1 protein-coding gene is annotated in these 278 nt (G+C 49.3%); it reads left to right on the top strand.

All coding sequences use genetic code 11. The annotated features are described in order from the left end of the window. Positions 1–278: 2,5-dihydroxypyridine 5,6-dioxygenase NicX family protein (locus Q4528_RS13670; protein WP_512700997.1), on the top strand; the 278-nt coding region annotated here is incomplete at both ends.

A 278-nucleotide genomic window follows, 5' to 3' on the forward strand; every position in this document is an offset into this window, starting at 1 on the left:
CCGCTAAATCCATGCATATCACATCAGCCGCAGGAAGCGACTTTAGAATGGACTTAGGCCAATATCCTACCGTTACCGAGTACGGGTTTGCCGATGAACCCGGCCGCTGGGATCATTGGCCAAGCGGCTTCTTATTTAGCTGGCCAAATGAAGGGAGCGCAAACGGTACACTCGTCATTGATAAGGGCGATATCTTGCTGCCATTTAAAATGTACTGCCGTGAGTCGATTACGCTTGAGGTCGAAAACGGCTTTATTACTGGAATTAAGGGCGGGTTT

This window comes from Staphylococcus pasteuri, assembly GCF_030547725.1.
GTDB lineage: Bacteria > Bacillota > Bacilli > Staphylococcales > Staphylococcaceae > Staphylococcus > Staphylococcus pasteuri.